Genomic DNA, 17138 nt, shown 5'->3' with positions numbered 1-17138 from the left:
ACGGTGATGATCCAGCATAACTACATCGGTTGCGACATCTCCAAGGACATGCTCGACATGTTCGATCCGTCGAGCCGCAGCTTCCGGCGGCTCGCCAACCAGGCCGGGCCGATCGCGGCGTTCGTGGCCGGGCTGGCGCCGGGCGCGATTTCGTCGTCTTCGAGGCGACCGGCGTCCACGACCGGCTGTTGCGCCACGCTCTGGCCGAGGCCGGCATCGACAGCGCCAGTCGCAACCCCGTCCGGATCCGCTGCTTCGCCGAGGCCGGCGGGCTTCTGGCCAAGACCGACAAGCTCGACGCCCGCCAGGACTGCACAGGTGGCCACGGCCCTCGGCATCGACCTACTCTACACCCCGGTTCGAAGCCCACAGAGCAACGGCATGTCCGAGGCCTTCGTCGAAAACCCTAAAAAGGGACTATGCCTCGATCGTCATCCTCCCAGACGCCGACACCATCCTGGCCTTGCTGCCCAAATGGATCGACGATTATTGTGAGGTCACCTCGCGAGTTCTTGCGCCTCAGTGCCTAAACCCAACCGCCGCATGTCCGGTGAAAATGGGGTCCACTCCACTCTGCTTTCTCCGCTTTCTCGCTGCGTCGACGGATGGCTAGACGTCATGTTCCAGGGCTGAGATCGGTGGCCCGCCCTTTCGTGCGATTAAGAGACGAGGGTTGCTCGGATGGGCCGAGCCGATCCTCACGCACGGAGGGCGAGCCATGGGAGAGTATAGCGAAGCGTTTGTCGCGTTTGATGTAGCCAAGAAGAAGCACGCGGTGGCGATCGCGGAGGGCGGCCGCACCGGCGAGGTCCGGTTTGTCGGCGAGGTCGAAAATAGTCCTGCAGCGATAGAGCGGACGATCAAGAAGCTGGGAAAGAAGTATGATCGACTGCACGTCTGCTTCGAGGCCGGGCCGACGGGTTACGGGTTGTGCCGGCAGGTTCGCGATCTTGGTCACGACTGCATGGTGGTTGCGCCGGCCCTGATCCCGAAGCGGTCGGGCGAGCGGATCAAGACGAACCGACGGGACGCGGTCACGCTGGCGCGGCTGCATCGGGCGGGCGAGCTGACTGGAGTGTGGGTGCCGGACGTCGTCCATGAGGCTGTCCGCGATCTGGTTCGGGCCCGGGAAACTGCAGGCGACGATCTGCGCCGTAAACGCCAGCAACTGCTCTCCTTCCTTCTGCGCCATGGCCGGATCTACGAGGGCGGCGGTCATTGGACATTGGCGCACCGGCGCTGGCTTGCCCGCCCGAGCTTCGAGCATATGGCGCAGCAGATTGTCTTCCAGGAGAAGATCGACGCGATCGAGGACGCCGCTCAGCGGCTACGCCGCCTGGACGAGCAGTTACGCACCATCGTGCCGACCTGGTCCATGGCACGGGTCGTCGAGGCCTATCAGGCGATGCGCGGCGCCTCGTTCCTGGTCGCAGTGATCTTCGCGGCCGAGATCGGCGATGTGCGCCGCTTCGATACGCCGCCGCAGTTGATGGCCTTCCTCGGCCTGGTTCCGGGAGAGCGCTCGACTGGCGATACGGTCCGCCGGTCGAGCCTTACGCTCGCCGGCAATCGACGCGCCCGCCGCGCCTTGGTCGAAGCGGCTTGGACTTACCGCTACCCCGCCAGGGTCAGCGAAGCGCTGAGGCTCCGGCTCGAGGGTCTGCCGAAGGCTGTCCGCGACATCGCCTGGAAGGCGCAAATCAGGCTCTGCACTCGCTATCGCCGCCTGTACGCCGCCGGCAAGAAGCCACCAGTGGTCGTGGCCGCGATCGCACGCGAGATGGCCGCCTTCTTGTGGGCTATCGGTCGGGAGGTCGCACCGTCATAGACAGGTCTCGACCCGACCCGCTGCACAGCGTTGGGGGTGGGGCCACGGTGGGGAACTCCCGTCGCTAGTTATGTGGCCGAGCCAACCCGCTCGACGCCCGCCCTCTAGACAGAGGACAGCCCCGAGACGAAGACACGGAAGGCGGTATCCAACCCGCGGATGAGAGTCTGATCAACCGTCGTCTCAGAGCTCCACCCCCAGCCCTGTGCAGCTTCAGCCGATCTGACTGCTTCGCCCACGCCGAGCAGACCATCCGTCTTGCGCTCAGCCTTGACAGGGAACATGAGAGACTAGGCGCTGGCGAAGTCGGTACTCCACCCGACAATCAGGCACCCGAGGACCAGCGCCGCCAAAACTGTCCGCGACTTAGTGAAACGACCGTCCGCGACTTAGCAGGATCTCTGTCCGGCTTTTGCGAAATTCGCACTGGATGGGCTTGCCGGGCGCGATGTAGTGCCACTCGACACGGTGATCGTGCTGCCACTGCAGGATCGCCCACGACGTCAGCTCGGTGCCGTTGTCGGAGACGATCATCAGGGGCGGGCCGCGCACCTCGACGCGGAGCATCGATTTCCCGCGCCACGCGCATTCCTGAGAGCGGCGTGTCGACCACGAAGGGCCAGGCTCTCGCGAGTGAAGTCGTCGACCACCGGCAGGACCCCGGAACCGCCGCCGGTCGGCCTGAATGTCCGATACCAAGCCGAGGCTCCAGCGCTGGTTCGGTCCCTGCGGCAGTGTCATGGGCGCTCGCTGCCCAGCGCCCGCTTGCGGCCGCCGCGCTTCTTCACCGTCAGCCGTTCCTCCCAATAGAGACGGAACAGCTTCTTGTGATTCAGCTCGGTTCCCTTTCGCCGCAGCAGGACATGCTGCCGCCGGTAGCCGAACCGGCGCCGCTCGAGTGCCAGTTCCTCAGCCGCACCCGCACGGCGGTGCCGTCCGGCCGTCGCGACGCGTAGCGGAAGGTCTTCGGATCGAGCCCGTCTAGGCCGTAGGCACGCCGCTGCGCGTAGCACTTCTTTTCGATCGCCCAAGTCAGTTTCCTGGTCCTGGGCGTCAGAACTTTCCCCCCCCAACGCTTCCATCAGCGTCGCGACGTTTGGCATCGACCCCGCCAGGCCCCATGGGAGTCCTACGATTCACTACTCAGGCACGACGCTCGAGCGGGCCCAACCCTGCCCTAAAACCAGATCGCAATAATCTTTCATCTTGATTAGGTCACCACCCGTAGCGTTGCCGATCTCGTCAAGACGGTCGCCCAGCTTTTCGAGCTGCATCGTCCTCTTGCCTTTGTCTAAGGATATGTTCCGAATAATGGGAATTGGTTGAGCGCTCTTTAAATAAGTTCGCTGTTCACCAGCAATTGTCCTGCCCTTTGAAATATTTAAGTTCAATACAAGGCTTAATATGAGGTGCGGTGCCGTAAACCAGTCCCATGTGAGGCTGCCAAGGGAATAGGCTATAATCGCGGTACGGTGCGGATCCCCCTTGGGGCGATAATACTCAACAGGTTGAATGACGTGCGGATGAGTGCCTAAAATCAGATCAACACCCTCTTCTACCAGGGCGTGAGCCGCTTCGATCTGTCCAAGCAGAGGAAAAAACTCGAATTCCACTCCCCAATGGATGGACGCGATTATAAAATCACAATCCTGTTCTTTACAATCAGCGATCTGAGCTCGCAGCAAATCTAACTCTGTAGTTACATGTCGAGACATGAGTCTAGACACGTGAATTCGGAATTCATGCCCTGGAGGCAATGCAAATCCGTTAAGGCTGTATGTAGCGGAAACAAAACCAATTTTGATCCCATTTTTTGTGAGGGTCTTGCATTTGCCATACTCGGCTTTATTCCGCGGGGCGCCAATGGTAAGTATTCCATCGCTTTCTGCGATGTCCTGCGTGCGAGTAAGCTCGTCAACACCAAGGTCATTTGCGTGATTATTCGCCATATTAAGGACGTCGAAACGCGCAGTGTTATGAGACGTCAATGTACGGTACTGCTCAATTGTGCAGCACATGCGAAACGAAGTTATATCAGGCATTACTTCATTGACTTTGTGAGCATCGGCAACCACGGATTCATAGTTTGCAAAGGACACGTCTTTATCGAAGACGACATCTTTAATTTGCGAGAAAAGCTGATTGTTTGATGCTTCCAGGTCCGCGGCCTGAATAAGATCGCCACACGCAGCTAGACTGACGGCGGTCTCTTCAACCCAGCCAGTCGGCAATGATATGTCGCCAGCTTTCAACGACGATAACGCGTCTGAGACCTCTCGCGAGGTTTTCGTAATGGGATACCTACTAGTGTAAAACCAGTACTCAAGGCCGTTGCCCGTCCCCTCTGGCGTGCCGTTTGCCACCTGGTGTAAAGGAAACTCCCACGATCCGCGGACTTCAGCCCTACGTATAGCTTCGAGCGCCTGTTCGTTGGGCTGGAAGACCTCAATTGGATCAATTGGAAGCCGGATTGTCATGGTGGTTGCTCCGATTTGGGGGGTAATAATCGATCTCAGAGATTGGCAAACACACTCCTGCCCGCGTACGCTGTCTTCGAAGCGATGCCGGCTTGCTCGCGGGTCAGGCAGAGGTGGCGGGGCAAGACCAAGAATGTCGCCCTGCGGCATGGCGCGGCCGATGACGCCGTTTGCGGCAAGTGCCGTTGCCACCTGCGGCCCGATCTTCTGCGAGGCGTCGAAGAACACCCGGTCGTCCCCGTCGGCGACGAACTCGACCGCCGCCAGCATGCCGTCACCGCGAACCTCGCCGACATTTTTGTGGCCACCGACGGCGTTGGCAAGCTCCACACGGGAATAAGCGCTGGTCTCGCGGGCATTTGTCACCAGTTCCATCTCGTCGATCAGTTCGAGATTGGCCACGTCCGCAGCGACGCAGATCGGATGCGCCGAATAGGTCCAGCCATGGCCGAGCGAGCCTAACTTGTCGGAGCCCTCAACCAGCACCTGCCGCATCTTATCGGCGACGATGACGCCCGGCAGCGGCGCATAGGCCGAGGTCAAGCCCTTGGCGATGGTGATCAGATCAGGCTTGATGCCGTAATGGTCGGAGCCGAACATGGTGCCCATTCACACAAAGGATGCGTCGTGAAGCGGTTGGTGCACCATGTAGTCGACCTCGCCGTTTGCGACAGCCAGATGAATTGTGGGATGATGCGCTATCTGAATCTTTTTAACCGGATAGCCGAGTGCCTCTCGGCCACGCTGTACAACCAGATGTTGGAACACGGAGTTCTCATCTTCGCCTTTTATCGGTCGGACGACTATGCCCTTTCCAGGGAGATCTTGAGCCGACGCGCTGGGTGCGCGGGCAAAGGTGAACAAAGCAACGGCGGTTGCCAACTTTTTCAGAACTGACGGGATCAATCGCAACTTACTCAACGATCTACTGTTTTTGCTCGGTTCGCCTCGCGGAACGAAGGGAGTGAGGATCGCGAGGGGCCGCGAATCCCCGTCCTGCGCCGCTAACACGTTGCGCGGCGCAAAACCATCATCGAAAGGGCAAGCATGATTGTCTGATTAGAGCCAGTCATCACGCCAAGACCTTCCAATCATTGCTCGGAACGCACGAGCGGCCTCATCGGTGCTCAACACAAAACATTCTTCAGAGAAGCGATCTGCGAAGGGCGCCGCTCGCAAGCCATTCCATGCGAACTCCGCCCATACTAGATCGCTCAATTAGGATCGCATTGACACATTAGGCCATTTTTTTGACATACGCCGCCATATCAGCACTTGATGATCTTGAGTTCCCACCTGGCGGTTGCCTTGCTTTGTGGGCAATGCTCCGTCGCTATCCAGCTCGCAAGCGCGGCTCGATCGGCCCGCTTCAACCGGCGAAAACCAAAGATGGCGCAAAATCTCGGCGCATGGCGCCGCCCTGGTAAAATCATATTGGCAGAAATCTACCTTGCTGACGCCAAACTCCTCGGCCAGATACGAAACCGGCTCGTCGGGAGCCTCAGCCCCCCGCGGTTGCGAAATATCCTTACGCGGCGAAAAACTTCAGTTGAACCGCCAGTCCAAGCCTCGATCCGGCCGCCCTGACGGTCAAAAGTCGATGTCGGCAAAAGAGAGGCTCCACTCCTGTCGATCGCCTCGAGCGAAACACGCTAACCAATACATCCACTCCGTCTGCCAAGAGTGAATTCTCAAGAAGCCGCCATGCCAGTCAATCCGTGCCGCCAACGTTCCACAACTTGGCCAAAATCGCAGTTTCGGGCCGATCAGGCCTACCTAACTGCCATCAAGGAACCCGCGAACTTCAAGCGATTGCGCTCAGTAGGCGCGTGGCTCGGGTTGATGACGCGGCGCTATCAGTCAGGCGAAGTAGATTAATAACGGCTATATCTTTCGACGCGGAGACACCCATGTGCGTTCGCTTCTCTATAAAGCCGCGGTAGTGATCCTAACCCGCAGCCGGACCAACAGCGACTTGCGCAATTGGGGTATAAAGCTGCGCGAAAAGATCGGATTCAAACGCTCCGCGTTCGCTCACCCGCAAGCTCGCCGTCATCATGCATGCGATGCTCCGCTTCGGTGGGCCGATGTGGCGGCAATTGTCAAAAGAGTGGCCGAATATGTCAATGCGATCCCCATTGCGCGATCTAATATCTCCCCGATGGAGCTCGCGTGAAACTGGCTTCTGCATTCGTCCTCTCAATGCGATTGAGAGCAGCTGCGCTTGGCTAGGAGAGCACACGGTGTGGGATGCCCTCTGGCGCGGCTCGCGCGATAGCAGGCCCACTCCATCTGCAAGCTTTTCGATTAAATCAAGGGGAACAACTATGAACTATTATCAAGATGGTGTTAGCCGCAGAACCTTCCTTAAGACCACTTCAGTGTTCGGAGGGGGGATCGTCGCGGCTGGAATGCCCCTATCCAGCGCGATCTGGGCTGCGGAAGGAAAGGTCCTCACAGCTGCTTCAACCAACGATATTTCCAAGATGGATCCCCAATTTTACACTGCGGTCTCTGAAGTGAGCGTGATGGAGTGTCTCTATTCGAAGCTCACGCGATTCAAGCCGGGCTCCGAATGGGGCTGGGAGTTAGAAGCGGCCGAAAAACTGGAGCAGGTCGATCCAACCCATATCCGCTTTCGCCTAAAAAAAGGAATCAAATTCACTGGCGATTACGGCGAACTTACCGCCGGGGACGTAAAATTTTCCTTTGAGCGGGGGATCAAGCACAAATCGCCGGTCAAAGATAATTGGGGCTCGCTCGATCACGTCGAGATAGAAGATGACTATACTGGCGTAATCGTACTCAAGACCCCGTTCATGCCACTCTTTAACATCGCATTCCCTTATGCGGTAGGCCATATCGTATCCGAAGATGCGGTGATGAAGGCAACCAAGGACGGCGGCGATTTCGGCATGAATCCACCATCGTTCTCGGGACCGTATGTGCTTGCCGAATATAAGCCAAATCAGCATTTGCTATTGACCCGCAATCCGGATTGGGCGGGTTCGAAGCCAGGCTTTGACGAAATCCGCGTGGTCCTGATCGGCGACACCAAGACGGCAGAACGCGCCTATCAGGCAGGCGACATCGACTTCACTGGTATCACTCTGGATTCTCTGGCAAAGTTCAAGAGCAATCCGCCGGCCGACACCAAGATTGAGGAACATCCCTCACTGAACTACCACTGGATTGGCATGAATGTGGATCATCCAAAACTGAAGGACATCAACGTCCGCAAGGCGATTCAGTGGGCGATCAATGTGCCGCAGATCCTGGAAGCCGCATTTGCGGGACAGGCGGAGGTCGCAACGGGGACAATTCCTCCAGGTCTTCTGGGGCATCGTGACAAAGCGCTTGTCCCGCCGGAAGGCGATCTCGCGAAGGCCAAGGAGTTCTTAGAAAAGGCCGGTGTGAGCGAGCTGAACCTGACCATCGATTGCCTGAACGAGAGCCTTTTTTCGACTATAGCCCAGACTGTGCAAGCTCAATTGTCGCAGATTGGCATCACGGTCGAGATCAATGCTCAGGATGCCGGCTCGTTCTGGACGCTCGGCATGGAATCCGAAGGCGATCGCTGGAAGGACATGCAGCTCACTGTCATGTGGTTCAGCAATTTGCCGGACCCCTACTATGCGACGTCATCCTTCCTACAAAGTCGAGTGGGGGTCTGGAACTGGGAGCGATTCCGCAGCGAGCGCTTCGACGAGCTGAGCGCCAAGGGGGCCACGATGAGCGATCCGAACGAGCGGGCGAAGGTCTATCAAGAGATGCAGGATCTCATGGAGGAATCCGGTGCCTACCGGTTCCTTACTCATGGGGGCAACCCGGTCATGTATCGCACCACGCATACGCAGGCCGTAACTCGTCCTGACGGCTACCCGCTGTATGTAGATTTCAAGGCAGTTTAGCTCCAGGCAACGTAGCAATATGTGGCTGTATTTTGCCAAACGTACCATCCTCGCGGTCGCAATCATTGCGATCGCGGTGACGCTATTGTTCCTGATGATCATGGCAGTCCCCGGCGATCCTGCCGTGGTTATGCTCGGCCCGCGAGCGACGCTCGAAATGAAGGAGCAGCTTCATCAGCAGATGGGACTCGACAAGCCGCTCGTTGTGCAGATCGGTACGTTCTTCGGCGGGCTTCTCCGCGGCGATCTCGGCTTCGACGTATTCAGCCGTAGACCTGTTGCCGACATCGTCTTTGAGCAATTGCCATATACAATAGAACTGATCTTGGTATCGATCTTATGGGCGGTCGTGATAGCCGTGCCGCTCGGCTGCTTCTCGGCGATGCGGCGCAACACCCTGGTCGACCATGTGGTCGGCGTCGTGACAGTGGCCACGATCGCGATTCCTTCCTTCGTGATGGCAGTCTATGCGGTGCTGATTTTTGCCGTGAGCCTGCGCTGGTTGCCCGCGATCGGTGTCGGCAATGGATTCTGGGACGGACTCACTTATCTTGTCCTGCCAGCTTTTGCGATAGGGATTGGCTGGGTGGGCTACATCTCGCGACTAGTACGGGCATCCATGCTTGAGATTCTGGGGGAAAACCACGTGCGCACGGCTCGCTCCTTCGGGATCTCTGAATGGCGCATTGTTGCGCGCTATGCGCTGCCCCTCGCGATCTTGCCGACCGTAACCATCCTCGGGATAGGCGTCGCGTGGCTACTTTCGTCCGCTGTCTTTATCGAGGTTGTCTTTGCGAGACCTGGCATCGGGGCTTTGATTGTGAACGCCGTAAATACCCGCAACTATCCGGTTGTGATGGGCGTCGTGCTCGTTAGCACTGTAATTATTGTTACCGCCACGACGCTCTCAGATCTTGTCAACGCATTTCTCGATCCGAGAACCCGGGAAAAGCTCTGACATGGTAAGCTTTGAAGCCGACACTCCAGAAATCAACGACGCCATCGACACCGGCGCATTTGGCGCCTTCCTTCGACAATTATGCAAGAACCGTCTGGGCACGCTCGGAGGAGTGCTTGTCGTACTCATCGCCGCAATTGCGGTGTTAGCTCCGCTGATTGTCACTCATGATCCGATCCAGATCATGGTAGGGCCGCGTCTGGCCGCACCTTCGCTGGATTTTCTGCTAGGCACGGACCAACTGGGCCGTGATACATTCTCGCGCGTCATCATGGGAGGCCGCATCCCGCTCCTTGTCGCCTTCGCCTCTCTCGGCGGTGCGCTGGCGGTCGGGGTCGTGCTCGGTCTCATCGCAGGCTTCGGGCCGCGTTGGCTGGACAATTTGCTCCTGCTCATCTTCGATACCATACGCTCCTTTCCCAGCATCATCTTTGCGTTGGCAATCATCGCTCTTCTGGGACCAAGCCTAGTCAACATCATTTTAGTGATAGCGATAACGTGTATGCCGGGCTATGCGCGCGTGGCGCGTACCCAGGCCCAAGCGCTGCAGAGCAGTGAATACATCGCAGCAGAGCGCAGCATGGGGGCGGGCACGACACGCATCCTCGCCGTGCACGTCTTGCCCAACGTCATCGGTCCCCTTGTCATTCTCGTGAGCATGGACGTGCCGGCCGTCATTGCCACTTCGGCCGGTCTCAGTTTTCTAGGTATGGGTGTGCGGCCTCCGACACCTGACTGGGGAGCAATCCTCAACGATGGCTATAGCTACATCAACCAGACTCCCTGGATCGTGATCGCTGGCGGCATCCCGATTATCCTCGCAACCCTAGGCTTCACGTTCTTGGGCGAAGCGTTGCGCGATATGTTCGATCCCAAGCTACGGAAAGACTTATGACGCACGACGATCCGACACCGCCGCCGTCGTCCAGTCGCCCGCTTCTTGAGATATGCGACCTGAATCTCGATTTCGGTACACCGCGGGGACGCATCCATGCCCTGCGCAACGTTTCGCTCGATGTTCCTGCCGCACAGGTGGTTGGCATTGTCGGCGAAAGTGGATCCGGAAAATCCACCCTCGCTTATACAGTGATGGGCCTGCTGGCCGAAAATGCAGATGTGACAGCCGGCAGCATTCTGTTCGAAGGACGAGACCTGCTCACTATGACGGCTCAGGGGCGTCGGAGCCTGCTCGGTGATCGTCTGTCAATGATTTTTCAGGATCCGATGACCGCACTCAACCCGGTGCGGACCATCGAGAGCCAGATGATCGATATCCAGCACCACGAACAAGGAAGCCGCAGCGAAAAGCGCGCTCGTGCCGTCGACATGCTTCACCGGGTCGGTATTCCCGATCCCAAAAATCGGCTAGGTGCCTATCCGCATCAGTTCTCCGGTGGCATGCGCCAGCGCGTTTGTATCGCCATGGCGCTTCTAGTGAAACCGGCGCTACTCGTCGCCGACGAGCCAACCACTGCGCTTGATGCAACGCTGGAAGTGCAGATCATTCATTTGCTCAAGGATCTGCAAAAAGAAATCGGTTGCTCGATTCTCTTCGTTTCCCACCATCTCGGCGCGGTGGCTGAGTTGTGCGACCGGGTCGCCGTCATGTACGCCGGCGAAGTGGTGGAGCAGGGTGCTGTTCGGGACATCTTCCGCAATCCTGCTCATCCCTACACGCGCGCGCTGCTTGAGTGCGACCCGGGGCGGATCAGAAAAAGCACGCGCACTTTGCCAACTATTCCCGGTGAGGTGCCCAGTCTCCTCGGCGCCAAGGTAGGATGCATCTTCCGCACACGTTGCCAACATGCGTTCGACCGCTGTGTGCAAGAGAACCCGGTCGAGTACCGCATCGGCGTGGACCAAGTCGCCCGATGCCACCTCCTCGGTCAAGAGCGGTTGGTTTCGGCATGAGCGCGCTGCTTCGGGTTGAGGACCTCCGGGTCCGCTTCCGCACCATGGGTCCACTGAAGGCGCTCGCGACGGGGACGAACGCCCCCTTCCTTGACGCGGTATGTGGTGTGTCCTTTGAAATCAGCAAGGGTGAGACGCTGGCCCTCGTCGGCGAAAGCGGCTCGGGCAAATCAACCATCGCACGCACGATAATCGGCTTGCAGCGGGCTTTGAGCGGCAGCATCAGCTTCGACGGACAGGAGATTGAGGAACTCACCGGGGCGGAACGCAAACCCTACTTGCGGCGCATGGCGATGATGTTCCAGGATCCAATTGGCTCCCTCTCGCCGAGGCTGACCGTTCGGTCGCTCCTCACAGAACCTTTTCGTATACATGGGCTGAAGGAGCGCGATGCCGGAGTGGAAGCAGCGCGCCTGCTTCGATTGGTCGGGTTGCCGGCGGATTTTGCTCGCCGTTATCCCCATCAGCTTTCCGGAGGTCAGGCCAGGCGCGTGGGCATCGCGCGAGCCCTTGCGCTCGAACCCGATTTGATCATCGCCGATGAGCCAACTGCAGGGCTCGATGTCTCGGTGCAGGGCGAGGTGCTCAACCTTCTCGCGCGGCTTCAGGACGAACTCGGCATGGCGATCCTGATTATCACGCACAATCTTAACGTGGTGCGCCACATGACCGATCGCATGGCGATCATGTATCTCGGCCGGTTTATTGAACTCGGCTCGACCGAACATATCTTTGATCAACCCCGCCATCCCTACACCGAGGCGCTGCTTGCGGCCAATCCCGAGCCTGACCCGGATGCGGTGTTCAATAGGATCGAGCTCAAGGGTGAGGTGCCGAGCCCGATGAGGCGGCCATCCGGCTGCGAGTTCCACACCCGCTGCCGTTACGCGCAGGATATCTGCAGCCGCGTCTTCCCCGAATCTTCAACCAGCCCGGATGACCCGGAGCACAGCTTCCGATGCCATTTCCCACTCGCGCGTGAAGTCATCTCTGGCTTCGGGCGGCCACACCATACCCTAGTAGGAACCAAGTGATGGTGACTAAGGAAGTCTCGGCTCAGGAACCATTGATCAGAGCCACAAGCTACGATGGGCTGCGATGCAGATAGCCGAGACGAAGGTGTGGACGCATGTAGCGGGTGACGATGCGCCAACAGTCCTTGAGCTTGGCGAACAGGTTCACAGGTTCGCGACCTTGTGGCGTGATGATAAAAGCGGTGTCGTAGGTTGCGAGCCGGGACAAGCCGTTTCGCTCCGAGATCCGAAGGGCCCGCACGGAAGCGCTCGAAGACCTGGCGGTGGAATATCTGGCACGCGGTCTTTCGGCGCGCGACATCGAGGATGAGCGGTGCCGGAGATCGATCGAGGCATGTTCTTGCAGCCGAAGGCGGGAACGCGATGTCGCGCTGCTTCGTCTTCCCCTCCCCGTCGTCCTTGGCCTTCGCCTTGGCCTTGGAGAACTTCACAGTAGAGCGCGCGTCCCGGTCCATCTGGCGCAACTTGGCTGCTTATTCTGCCGCTGGTCCGGCACGTTTCCTGCCTTGATTTCGGCCTTTTTCAGTATCGCTGTTGCGCTGTTTCGGCGCCGCCACGATCGTGGCATCCACGATCTGGCAATCCATCGCCAGCTAGCCGGCCTTGCCGAGGTGCTTGTCAGCTTGTCGAACCGGGCAACAGGTTCTCCACCGCCCCGGCCTGCGTGAGGTACTCCCTAACCAACCAGATCGTTTTGGCGTCGGGAACGCAAGAAGCAAAGCCGGTCATGGATATGAAACTCGGCCTCATCGTCCGAGAGGCTGAAAGCGATGGCTGACTACCGCGGCGCCATGGAAATGGGCAACTGTCGCCTTGGACGACAATCACTTCCCCGGTGTTTGCGCTAGATGCTGACTCACTTCGAGGGGCACGGCGAAGCTGGCCTTGACGCGATCCATTACAACCATGGTCTTGAATCCCTTGATGTCATGGTTTTCGTAAAAGAAGCGACGCGTGAACTCTTCATAGTCCTCCATGTCCTTGGCGGTTACGATAAGAATGAAGTCCGCATCCCCTGTAACATAGAAGCCAATCATTACCTCATGCGTGTTGCGAATTGCCGCTTTGAATCGATCGACGATGTCCGCCCTTTCCCGTTCGAGGGATACCAAAACGATCATGGTGATATGGCGGCCCACTGCCTTGGGTGAGACAATGGCAACATCCGCTTCTATCACCCTTTCAGCGCGTAACCGTTTCAAGCGCCGTTGGCATGCCGTTGGGGACAGATTCACGATTTCAGCTAGTTCTTCTGACGTAAGCCGGTTGTTCTTCTGGACAGCTCCAAGAAGCGCGACATCTATACGATCCAGCTCGGTCATTCCGCGATCCTGCGCAATCCAGCAAACGGTCGCCGGAACCTTTGCATTGACATCAAGTATAGCTCCGCTATTAAGGGAGCTTTCTTCGGGAGCGCGGTTCTTTTCGCTGCATTCTTTTCCCGTTATACCTAACAGAACTTGCCTGATTTAAAGTGTGTTGCGATTATTGATCCGCGTCATCCGCAGCTGGACGGAGGTCTGATCATACCTATATTGTTCTCGACCGCGATTTCGGTACCGAAAGGGTTCGAAAGCTTCTGGAGACGCTCTAGAATTCTGTTTGCTTGCTGGCCGAGCGCGAGTCGGGGGATGCCCCGGTTGGCAAACCTCTTCGAGTGACCAAGTTCAATTGGATAGAGGCGCAATTCGGTAAGTTGATTGTGCTCAAATCGGCTGACGGCGATAATGCTTTCGTAAAAGACCGGGTCCGCGAATCCCGGGTCGGTCTTGTAGCCTCTCGCCATCTCATCGACTGTCACCTCGGCATCAGTGTCGCTCCGCAAATCCTTGCCATGAGCGGTGAACATGTCGGCGCCAACGGGCGTCCGCAAGTCGTCCATGATGAAGTTCCCAACGCTGTAGAGAATCGGCCTGCCCTTGTAGATCTCAATGCCTCTAAGCTGGTGCGGTCCATGCACGATATATGCATCGGCCCCGGCATCGATCATTTTGTGCGCAAAGGATCGTTCGTAGTCGGGCAACTGCTGGCTCCAATTCCCGGGCTCATGCCCATGGTTGGTGACGATGCAGAAGTCAGCGAACTGCTTGCCCCGGCGAACGTTTCGTAGGATGTCGGCGACATCGCTTTGATCGGGTTCGTAGCTGAAGCCGACCTGCTCGCCCGCCTTGTACCTCGCTCCAGCGAGCGCGAGGCCGTTTTGATCGTTACGGCCAGGCCTGTAGGTGGGCAGCGCATCGCGGACTTGCCTCAAGTTCTCGAGCATCGCCGGAGGGACTACGATGCTTTCTTCCAGACGAAGGGCAGAGAGGCCGGGTCTGCCCGGCGCCTCGCCGGCAGGATCGCACGCGCGAGACATGGGAGTAAACGTCGTGGCAAATGAAACGAGCGCGACCCGACCGCGTGGGGTCTCCAAGAACCGAGCGGCGCCGGCTTGTGCAAGGTTTTCGCCAACACCTGCGTAAACGATTCCGTTCTGATCCAGTGCTCGGCACGTCTCGCGCATGCCTTCAACACCCCAGTCGAAGGTATGATTGTTGGCGTAGCTCACCAGGTTGAAGCCCATGGCCTTCAGATCGGGCCCGAGTTCTGGCAGGCTGACGTGATATGCGCCCCCATACTCGGCCTGCGGACTTCCGGTGAACGATCGGATGTCAAAGATGTTGGTTTCCATATTGCCGAACGTGACATCGGCGTCACGAAGGATCTTTACGATGTCGTCAAAGCCGGCATGCTGACCCTTCGTCAGTGGCCGAGTCACGATCAGGTCGCCCACCGCGACCATCGTGAAACCGTCCGCAACATTCGTTGCGATTGAGCCGGTCGGATCATAGCTCCCGGTCTGCTGGGCGAGAGAAGAACCCTTCTCGTGTGGATCTTTTTCCATAAGCTTCGCTTTATTTGTTTTCTTGCTGCACTTGGCGTGATGTTCACGTCAGCGCCGCACTCGAGATCTTCGATCGGGTGAGAGGGGCTGGGGCTATGCCACATCGGTGAGCTAAGGAGGATTGGCCGCCGCAGCCGGTTGGGCCGGGATGTCGGTGGCCGGAGCACGCACATGACAGGCCACGACGCGCCCGTCTGCCATCGGCACCAAAGGTGGCACGTCGATGCGGCACCGCTCGACAGCGAGCGGGCAGCGCGGGTGAAACGCGCATCCGCTCGGCGGGTTGATCGGGCTCGGCACCTCGCCTTCCACCGGTGCCTCCAGCCGAGCCCGCGTCGGATCCGGAACCGGAGCTGCCGCGATCAGCGCTTCGGTGTAGGGATGGATCGGCTTGGCGAAAAGCGCCTCGCAGGGCGCAAGCTCCACGATCCGCCCCAAATACATGACTGCCACGCGATGCCCGATATGCTCCACCACGCCAAGGTCATGCGAGATGAAGACGAAAGCGATGCCCATCTGCTGTTGCAGATCCAGAAGCAGATTCAGGATCTGCGCCTGCACCGAGACGTCAAGGGCTGACACCGCCTCGTCGGCGATGATGAGCGAGGGGTTGAGCGACAGGGCTCGTGCAATGCCGAGCCGCTGGCGCTGACCGCCCGACAACTCGGACGGCAGCCTGTGCATCATCTCCGGCGACATTCCGACTTTTCGGAGAAGCTCCGCGGCGAATGCCTGACGCTGCTTCCGGCTGAGCCGCTCGAAATTCTCGACGGGTTCCGTGATGATCTGTCCAGCGGTGAGGCGCGGGTTCAGCGACGAGTAAGGATCCTGAAAGACCATCTGCATCCGACGGCGCCAGGCGTGAAGCGCGGCTTTCTTGAGGCCCGCAATATCGGTCCCGTCGATCAGCACGCGCCCGCCCGTCGGTTCCACGAGCCGCATCAGGAGCCGTGCCACGGTGGACTTGCCGCAGCCGGATTCGCCTACGATGCAGAGCGTCTCGCCTGCCTCGACGCAAAAGGATACACCCTCCACCGCCCGGATCACCGGAATGCTTTTCTTGAAGATTCCCGAGCCGAGCGCATAATGCTTGGTCAGATTCTCCACTTTCAGCAGCGGACCGTTCATGCGCCCATTACCTCTTCGGCGCGCCAGCAAGCCGCGGCGTGGCTCGACCCGACATCAAGGAAGGGGGGCCTCTTCTCGCGGCAAATATCGATAGCGAACGGGCAGCGCGGCGCAAAGCTGCACCCGACAATGGGCTCGCGAAGACTTGGGACAATGCCGGGAATTTCCGGAAGGCGGCGCTGTCGGCCGCGCCGCCGATCCGGCACCGATCGCATGAGGCCCTGAGTGTAGGGATGCGCCGGACGCGCAAACAGATCTATCACGTTCGCTTGTTCTACGATCCGGCCGGCATACATCACGATCACGCGTTGGCATGTCTCGGCGACAACGCCCAGGTCATGCGTGATGAACATGACGGCCGTTCCCGTGCGCTCTTTCAGGTCGACGATGAGCCGCAGGATCTGCGCCTGGATTGTGACATCTAGCGCAGTCGTCGGCTCATCGGCAATCAACAGTTCCGGGGAGCAGGCGAGAGCCATGGCGATCATGGCGCGCTGGCGCATGCCGCCGGACATTTCGTGCGGATAGTTGTTGACGCGCCGCTCGGGGTCCGCGATGCGGACGAGCCGCAGCATCTCTTCTGCTTTCTTCATAGCCGCCGAGCGGGAGGCTTTCGTGTGGATCTGCACCGCCTCTGCGATCTGGCGGCCGACCGTATAGACCGGGTTCAGGCTCGTCATCGGCTCCTGGAAGATCATGGCGATCTGGTCGCCGCGGATCTTTCGCATCTCCCGATCCGACAGATCAAGCAGGTCGCGTCCGTGGAAGCGGACCTCGCCGCCGACGGTCCTGGCGCTCACCTTCGGCAGCAGGCGAAGGATCGACAGAGCGGTGACACTCTTCCCGCATCCCGATTCGCCGACAACGCCGAGCGTCTCGCCTTTTTTGACCTGGAAGCTGATGCCGCCCAAGGCACGGGTGACGCTGTCTTCGCCAAAGAAATGCGTTTCGAGGTTTCGCACGTCGAGAAGCAAGTCGTTCCGTGCGGTTTGATGCATCTGCAT

Annotated in this window: 14 protein-coding genes and 4 pseudogenes; 9 read left to right on the top strand and 9 right to left on the bottom strand. The window is 58.8% G+C overall.

Features of this window, described 5'->3' with window-relative positions; genetic code table 11:
- Window positions 1-20: 20 nt before the first annotated feature.
- Window positions 21-338, bottom strand: a complete 318-nt coding sequence (locus tag CIT31_RS27590; protein ID WP_095521201.1) for a hypothetical protein — start codon at window positions 336-338, stop codon at window positions 21-23.
- Window positions 339-348: 10 nt separating this feature from the next.
- On the opposite strand from CIT31_RS27590, the pseudogene CIT31_RS36155 reads away from it, so the two are divergent.
- Window positions 349-490 (top strand): annotated as a pseudogene (locus CIT31_RS36155) (integrase core domain-containing protein); the annotation flags it as partial.
- A 228-nt stretch (window positions 491-718) separates the two neighbouring features.
- Window positions 719-1828, top strand: a complete 1110-nt coding sequence (locus CIT31_RS27585) for an IS110 family RNA-guided transposase (protein ID WP_095521200.1) — start codon at window positions 719-721, stop codon at window positions 1826-1828.
- 408 nt (window positions 1829-2236) lie between these two features.
- Here CIT31_RS27585 and CIT31_RS27575 read toward each other — a convergent pair.
- The 3 genes and pseudogenes from CIT31_RS27575 to CIT31_RS35390 all read right to left on the bottom strand — a co-directional run.
- Window positions 2237-2943 (bottom strand): annotated as a pseudogene (locus CIT31_RS27575) (DDE-type integrase/transposase/recombinase); the annotation flags it as partial.
- 24 nt (window positions 2944-2967) lie between these two features.
- Window positions 2968-4332, bottom strand: coding sequence for a CapA family protein (locus tag CIT31_RS34455; RefSeq protein WP_342586962.1), 1365 nt, complete (start codon window positions 4330-4332; stop codon window positions 2968-2970).
- An 8-nt stretch (window positions 4333-4340) separates the two neighbouring features.
- Window positions 4341-4914 (bottom strand): annotated as a pseudogene (locus CIT31_RS35390) (aminotransferase class III-fold pyridoxal phosphate-dependent enzyme); the annotation flags it as partial.
- An 81-nt stretch (window positions 4915-4995) separates the two neighbouring features.
- On the opposite strand from CIT31_RS35390, the gene CIT31_RS27560 reads away from it, so the two are divergent.
- From CIT31_RS27560 to CIT31_RS27530, 7 genes and pseudogenes are all read left to right on the top strand, one after another.
- Window positions 4996-5202, top strand: coding sequence for a hypothetical protein (locus tag CIT31_RS27560; RefSeq protein WP_133116214.1), 207 nt, complete (start codon window positions 4996-4998; stop codon window positions 5200-5202).
- Between the two features lie 873 nt (window positions 5203-6075).
- A pseudogene (locus CIT31_RS35385) lies at window positions 6076-6386 on the top strand (transposase); the annotation flags it as partial.
- A 246-nt stretch (window positions 6387-6632) separates the two neighbouring features.
- On the top strand, window positions 6633-8216 hold the full coding sequence (locus CIT31_RS27550) for an ABC transporter substrate-binding protein (RefSeq protein WP_095521274.1): 1584 nt from the start codon (window positions 6633-6635) through the stop codon (window positions 8214-8216).
- A 19-nt stretch (window positions 8217-8235) separates the two neighbouring features.
- Window positions 8236-9174, top strand: a complete 939-nt coding sequence (locus CIT31_RS27545; RefSeq protein WP_095521196.1) for an ABC transporter permease — start codon at window positions 8236-8238, stop codon at window positions 9172-9174.
- 1 nt (window position 9175) lies between these two features.
- On the top strand, window positions 9176-10069 hold the full coding sequence (locus tag CIT31_RS27540; RefSeq protein WP_095521195.1) for an ABC transporter permease: 894 nt from the start codon (window positions 9176-9178) through the stop codon (window positions 10067-10069).
- On the top strand, window positions 10066-11085 hold the full coding sequence (locus CIT31_RS27535; RefSeq protein WP_095521194.1) for an ABC transporter ATP-binding protein: 1020 nt from the start codon (window positions 10066-10068) through the stop codon (window positions 11083-11085). Before CIT31_RS27540 ends, CIT31_RS27535 begins: the two co-directional genes overlap by 4 nt.
- Window positions 11082-12119, top strand: a complete 1038-nt coding sequence (locus CIT31_RS27530; protein ID WP_095521193.1) for an ABC transporter ATP-binding protein — start codon at window positions 11082-11084, stop codon at window positions 12117-12119. Before CIT31_RS27535 ends, CIT31_RS27530 begins: the two co-directional genes overlap by 4 nt.
- Window positions 12120-12168: 49 nt before the next feature.
- On the opposite strand, the gene CIT31_RS34450 is transcribed toward CIT31_RS27530, so the two are convergent.
- From CIT31_RS34450 to CIT31_RS27505, 5 genes are all read right to left on the bottom strand, one after another.
- Complete coding sequence (locus tag CIT31_RS34450; protein WP_165778572.1) at window positions 12169-12327, bottom strand: hypothetical protein; 159 nt, start codon at window positions 12325-12327, stop codon at window positions 12169-12171.
- A gap of 616 nt (window positions 12328-12943) precedes the next feature.
- On the bottom strand, window positions 12944-13441 hold the full coding sequence (locus CIT31_RS27520; RefSeq protein ID WP_095521191.1) for an Lrp/AsnC family transcriptional regulator: 498 nt from the start codon (window positions 13439-13441) through the stop codon (window positions 12944-12946).
- A gap of 176 nt (window positions 13442-13617) precedes the next feature.
- Entirely contained in the window at window positions 13618-15006 is a 1389-nt protein-coding gene (locus CIT31_RS27515) for a CapA family protein (protein WP_095521190.1), read from the bottom strand.
- 111 nt (window positions 15007-15117) lie between these two features.
- Window positions 15118-16134 (bottom strand): ABC transporter ATP-binding protein, encoded by a 1017-nt coding sequence (locus tag CIT31_RS27510; RefSeq protein ID WP_095521189.1) that lies wholly within the window; start codon window positions 16132-16134, stop codon window positions 15118-15120.
- The gene (locus CIT31_RS27505; RefSeq protein WP_095521188.1) at window positions 16131-17138 is read right to left on the bottom strand and encodes an ABC transporter ATP-binding protein; all 1008 of its coding nucleotides are present in this window, start codon (window positions 17136-17138) and stop codon (window positions 16131-16133) included. The genes CIT31_RS27510 and CIT31_RS27505 overlap by 4 nt, the downstream gene beginning before the upstream one ends.

The organism is Mesorhizobium wenxiniae (assembly GCF_002284535.1).
In the GTDB taxonomy this organism is placed as follows: Bacteria; Pseudomonadota; Alphaproteobacteria; order Rhizobiales; family Rhizobiaceae; genus Mesorhizobium; species Mesorhizobium wenxiniae.
Note: the sequence above shows the minus strand (reverse complement) of the source record. Positions and strands in the feature narration are given on the sequence as shown.

Coding starts and splice junctions, on each gene's coding strand:
- CIT31_RS27560 (WP_133116214.1), top strand. CDS start 4,996: ATGATGCGCTATCTGAATCTTTTTAACCGGATAGCCGAGTGCCTCTCG.
- CIT31_RS27590 (WP_095521201.1), bottom strand. CDS start 338: ATGCCGAGGGCCGTGGCCACCTGTGCAGTCCTGGCGGGCGTCGAGCTT.
- CIT31_RS27530 (WP_095521193.1), top strand. CDS start 11,082: ATGAGCGCGCTGCTTCGGGTTGAGGACCTCCGGGTCCGCTTCCGCACC.
- CIT31_RS27550 (WP_095521274.1), top strand. CDS start 6,633: ATGAACTATTATCAAGATGGTGTTAGCCGCAGAACCTTCCTTAAGACC.
- CIT31_RS27535 (WP_095521194.1), top strand. CDS start 10,066: ATGACGCACGACGATCCGACACCGCCGCCGTCGTCCAGTCGCCCGCTT.
- CIT31_RS27505 (WP_095521188.1), bottom strand. CDS start 17,138: ATGCAGATGCATCAAACCGCACGGAACGACTTGCTTCTCGACGTGCGA.
- CIT31_RS27510 (WP_095521189.1), bottom strand. CDS start 16,134: ATGAACGGTCCGCTGCTGAAAGTGGAGAATCTGACCAAGCATTATGCG.
- CIT31_RS27520 (WP_095521191.1), bottom strand. CDS start 13,441: ATGACCGAGCTGGATCGTATAGATGTCGCGCTTCTTGGAGCTGTCCAG.
- CIT31_RS27585 (WP_095521200.1), top strand. CDS start 719: ATGGGAGAGTATAGCGAAGCGTTTGTCGCGTTTGATGTAGCCAAGAAG.
- CIT31_RS27545 (WP_095521196.1), top strand. CDS start 8,236: ATGTGGCTGTATTTTGCCAAACGTACCATCCTCGCGGTCGCAATCATT.
- CIT31_RS27540 (WP_095521195.1), top strand. CDS start 9,176: ATGGTAAGCTTTGAAGCCGACACTCCAGAAATCAACGACGCCATCGAC.
- CIT31_RS27515 (WP_095521190.1), bottom strand. CDS start 15,006: ATGGAAAAAGATCCACACGAGAAGGGTTCTTCTCTCGCCCAGCAGACC.